Origin of the sequence: Microbacterium sp. 13-71-7, from assembly GCF_002257455.1 — a bacterium.
Taxonomy (GTDB): Bacteria; Actinomycetota; Actinomycetes; order Actinomycetales; family Microbacteriaceae; genus Microbacterium.
Window position 1 is genome coordinate 1 of record NZ_NCKN01000291.1, and the last position, 4,322, is coordinate 4,322.

Consider the following 4,322-nt stretch of genomic DNA (forward strand, 5'->3'; position numbering starts at 1 on the left):
GACACCGGCGGCCTTGGCCACCTGGTCTGTCGTCGCGCCCTCGTAGCCGCGCGAACCGAAGACCGTGAGCGCGGCGAGGATGATCTGCGCGCGACGCTCCTGGGAGGAGAGCCGGCGACCGGTCTCCTCGCCGACGTCGGGGTCCGTGCGGGCTGCGGAAGTCATGTCGAAAGGTTATCAGCGAATGACTTGACTTTGTAATCATTCGATTACTACATTGTCGTCAGCGCTAGTAATCATCCAATTACAACTGGAGCTTCCCATGACCGTTCCCTCGCCCGCACCGGCCGCCCGCCGGAGCCGGTCCGCCCTGCCACCCCGGCGTCCGCGCCCGGTGGCGCTCATCATCGCCGCGGCCTCCCTGCCGATGTTCATGGCGACGCTCGACAACCTCGTCATGACCAACGCCCTCCCCGTGCTGCACCGCGAGATGGGCGCCACGATCGAGCAGTTGCAGTGGTTCGTGAACGCCTACACGCTGGCATTCGCCGGTGCGATCCTCGTGGCCTCCGCGCTCGGCGACCGGTTCGGCCGCCGCACCGTGTTCGTCCTCGGCATCGCCCTGTTCGGCGCGGGGTCGCTGTTCGCCGCGCTCAGCGCCGACCCCGGCCAGCTCATCGCCGCCCGCGCGGTGCAGGGGCTGGGAGCGGCGGCCGTCATGCCCCTCTCACTCGCACTGCTCACCGGAGCGGTGCCGGCCGCTCGACGCCCGCTCGCGATCGGCATCTGGGGCGGCGTCTCCGGCCTCGGCGTGGCCGTAGGGCCGCTCATCGGCGGAGCGATCATGGAGGGCTGGAACTGGCAGGCGATCTTCTGGATCAACGTGCCCATCGCCGTGATCGCGATCCCCCTCGCCCTGATCGTGCTCCGCAACGACTTCGGCGCCAGGGTGCGCATCGACGTGCCGGGCGCCGTGCTCGCGGCCGGCGGTGTCCTCGCCCTCGTGCACGCGATCGTGCGCGGTAACGACGACCGCTGGGACACGGTCGGCGTGATCGCCGAGCTCGCCCTGGGCGGCGCTCTCGTGATCGCCTTCCTCGTCTGGCAACTGCGCTCGGCCGCACCGCTCGTGCCGCTGCGGCTGTTCCGCGACAGGTCGTTCTCGATCACGAACGTCGTCGGCTTCGCGTTCAGCTTCGGCACGTTCGGATCCGTCTTCATCCTGATCCAGTTCCTGCAGGTGGTGCAGGGGGCGACCCCGCTCGAGGCCGCCGTGCAGACGACGCCATGGACGCTCGCGCCGATGTTCGTGGCGCCGCTCGCTGGCCTGATCGCCCCACGGGTCGGCACGCGGGTGCTGCTCGTCACGGGCCTGCTGCTGCAGGGGGTCGCGCTGGGCTGGCTGGCCGCGCTGCTCGCCACGGACGTGCCCTATGCCGAGCTCGTCGCGCCCTTCATCCTCGCCGGCATCGGCATGGGACTCGTCTTCGCCCCCTCCGCGACGGCGCTGCTCGCCACGCTCGGCCTCATCGACCACGCCAAGGCCTCCGGCGTGAACTCCACGCTCCGCGAGCTGGGCGTCGCCCTCGGCACCGCCGTGATGACGGCGATCTTCGTCGGCGCCGGCGGACAACTGCTGCCCGATCACTACGTCGACGCCGCCCGCCCCGCCGTGTTCACGGGCGCCGCGGTGCTGCTGGTCGCCACCGTCATCGCCCTCTGGCTGCCGGCAGGCAAGGGCGGCCATGCGGAGGACGAGGCCGCCGTCGAGGCGGCGCCGACCGAGGCGCAGCCCGTCGCGGCCTGAGGAACGACGAAGGCCCCGGAACCGCAGGGATCCGGGGCCTTCGTGTGCAGAGGTTCGGGTGTGGGAGGTCGCGGCGCGGTCGCGTCAAGTCCGCTTCGCGGCCGTGCCCCGATCCGCCTCAGCGCTTGTAGTTCGGCGCCTCGACCACGATCTGCACGTCGTGCGGGTGCGACTCCTTGAGCCCGGCCGCGGTGATGCGGACGAACTTGCCGCGGGTCTTGAGCTCCTCGATCGTGCGCGCCCCGACGTAGAACATCGACTGACGCAGGCCGCCGACGAGCTGGTACGCGACGGCGGACAGCGGGCCGCGGTAGGGCACCTGGCCCTCGATGCCCTCGGGGATGAGCTTGTCGTCGCTGGGCACGTCGGCCTGGAAGTAGCGGTCCTTCGAGTAGGACGTCTGCTTGCCGCGGGTCTGCATCGCGCCGAGCGAGCCCATGCCGCGGTACAGCTTGAACTGCTTGCCGCCCTGGAAGACGATCTCGCCCGGGGACTCCTCGGTGCCGGCGAGCAGGGAGCCGAGCATCACGGCGTCGGCGCCGGCGACGAGCGCCTTGGCGATGTCGCCGGAGTACTGCAGACCGCCATCGGCGATGACCGGGATTCCGGCCGGGCGCGCGGCGAGCGACGCCTCGTACACGGCCGTCACCTGCGGGACGCCGACACCGGCGACGATGCGCGTGGTGCAGATGGAGCCGGGGCCGACGCCGACCTTGACGGCGTCCACGCCGGCGTCGACGAGCGCCTGCGCGCCCTCGCGGGTCGCGACGTTGCCGCCGATGATGTCGATGTGCGCGAAGGACGGATCCGCCTTGAGCCGCTTGACGAGGTCGATCACGCCCTGGGACTGACCGTTGGCGGTGTCGACGACGAGCACGTCGACACCCTTGTCGCGCAGCGCCTCGGCACGCTCCCAGGCGTCGCCGAAGAAGCCGATCGCCGCGCCCACCCGCAGGCGGCCCTGGTCGTCCTTCGTGGCGAGCGGGTACTTCTCGCTCTTGTCGAAGTCCTTGATCGTGATGAGGCCCGCGAGCTTGCCGTCGTCGTCGATGAGCGGGAGCTTCTCCACGCGGTGCTTCGCGAAGAGCGCGATGACCTGCTCGGCGGCGACGCCGACGGGCGCGGTCACGAGGTTCTCGCTCGTCATCACGTCGCGGGCGAGCGTGGTCTGCTTGGCGGATCCGGAGACGAAGCGCATGTCGCGGTTCGTGACGATGCCCACCAGGCGTCCATCGGGATCGACCACGGGCAGGCCGGAGATGCGGTACTTCGCGCACATCGCGTCGACCTCGGCGATCGTCGCGTCGGGGGTCGTCGTGATCGGATCCGTGATCATGCCGGACTCGCTGCGCTTGACGCGGTCGACCTGCGCGGCCTGGTCGGCGATCGACAGGTTGCGGTGCAGGATGCCCAGGCCGCCCTCGCGCGCCATGGCGATCGCCATGCGCGCCTCGGTCACGGTGTCCATCGCACTGGAGAGCAGGGGCGTCGCGACGGAGATGCGGCGCGTCACGCGCGACGAGGTGTCCGCCTCGCTCGGGATCACATCCGTATGCCCCGGCAGAAGCAGAACGTCATCGTAGGTCAATCCGACAAAGCCGAACGGGTCGTGCTGCTCCATGGGTTGCGGGGCTCCTCTTCTCGCGCGCGTGTATCGATTCTAAGCGCCGCCAGGGGTGCGGTATTCCCAGGAACGGGCCGCGTGGAGCGGACCCCCAGGAAGGCCGTCCGTCAGGGCACGGGGATCGTGTCGGTGCCGGGATCGGACTCCGCGATCGCGCCGCGGCCGGAGCGCATCCGGCGGGCGGCGAGCGCGAGGTCGATCAGGAACACGGCGATCGCGATCCAGACGATGCCGAAGCCGATCCACCGCTCGATCGGCATCGGCTCGTGCATCACGAGCACGCCCACGAGGAACTGCATGATCGGGGTGATGAACTGGATCATGCCGATCACAGTCAGCCCGATCCGGCGGGTGCCCGCGGCGAACAGCAGCAGCGGCACCGCGGTGGCGACGCCCGCGAAGGCGAGCAGGCCCGCGTGCAGCGGGCCGTTCGCGCCCATCGTGATCCCGGTGGTGAGCCCGACCGCGATCAGCTGCACGACGGCCACGGGCAGCAGCCAGAACGACTCCAGGGTGAGGCCGCTCAGGGCGTCGACCGAGGGGCCGATCTTCTTCTTCACCAGTCCGTAGATGCCGAAGGATGCGGTGAGCGACAGCGCGATCCACGGGAAGGTGCCGTGGGCGAAGACGATCACCAGGACGGCGATCGTGGCGATCCCGATCGCGACCCACTGCAGCCGGCGCAGCTTCTCCTTCAGCACGAACACGCCGAGCAGCATCGTGCCGATCGGGTTGATGAAGTAGCCGAGGCTGGTCTCGACGATCTCGCCGTTCAGGGTCGCGAGGACGAACACCTGCCAGTTGATGTAGATCAGCACGCCGGCGAGCGCCGTCAGGGCGAGCAGCCGCGGCTGCCGGACGATCGCCATCAGCGGCTTCCAGCCCCGGGTGATCGCCAGCAGGAGGAGACAGAACACGAACGAGAGCGCGACCCGCCAGGCCACCAGCTCC

4 protein-coding genes are annotated in these 4,322 nt (G+C 70.0%); 1 reads left to right on the forward strand and 3 read right to left on the reverse strand.

Going from position 1 to position 4,322, the window contains the following annotated elements:
- On the reverse strand, positions 1-165 hold a 165-nt coding region (locus tag B7X32_RS18890), incomplete at its 3' end, for a TetR/AcrR family transcriptional regulator (protein WP_292723248.1).
- Between the two features lie 97 nt (positions 166-262).
- Here B7X32_RS18890 and B7X32_RS18895 point away from each other — a divergent pair.
- Positions 263-1,747 carry a DHA2 family efflux MFS transporter permease subunit gene (locus tag B7X32_RS18895; RefSeq protein ID WP_292723239.1) on the forward strand — a complete coding sequence of 495 codons (1,485 nt, stop codon included), beginning with the start codon at positions 263-265 and terminating at the stop codon, positions 1,745-1,747.
- Between the two features lie 118 nt (positions 1,748-1,865).
- Here B7X32_RS18895 and guaB read toward each other — a convergent pair whose 3' ends face one another.
- Together guaB and rarD are read right to left on the reverse strand one after the other, a co-directional pair.
- Positions 1,866-3,368 carry an IMP dehydrogenase gene (guaB, locus tag B7X32_RS18900; RefSeq protein WP_292723242.1) on the reverse strand — a complete coding sequence of 501 codons (1,503 nt, stop codon included), beginning with the start codon at positions 3,366-3,368 and terminating at the stop codon, positions 1,866-1,868.
- A gap of 110 nt (positions 3,369-3,478) precedes the next feature.
- Positions 3,479-4,322, reverse strand: an 844-nt coding sequence (rarD, locus tag B7X32_RS18905; RefSeq protein WP_292723245.1) for an EamA family transporter RarD, incomplete at its 5' end; no start/stop codon positions are given.

Coding starts and splice junctions, on each gene's coding strand:
- B7X32_RS18895 (WP_292723239.1), top strand. CDS start 263: ATGACCGTTCCCTCGCCCGCACCGGCCGCCCGCCGGAGCCGGTCCGCC.
- guaB (WP_292723242.1), bottom strand. CDS start 3,368: ATGGAGCAGCACGACCCGTTCGGCTTTGTCGGATTGACCTACGATGAC.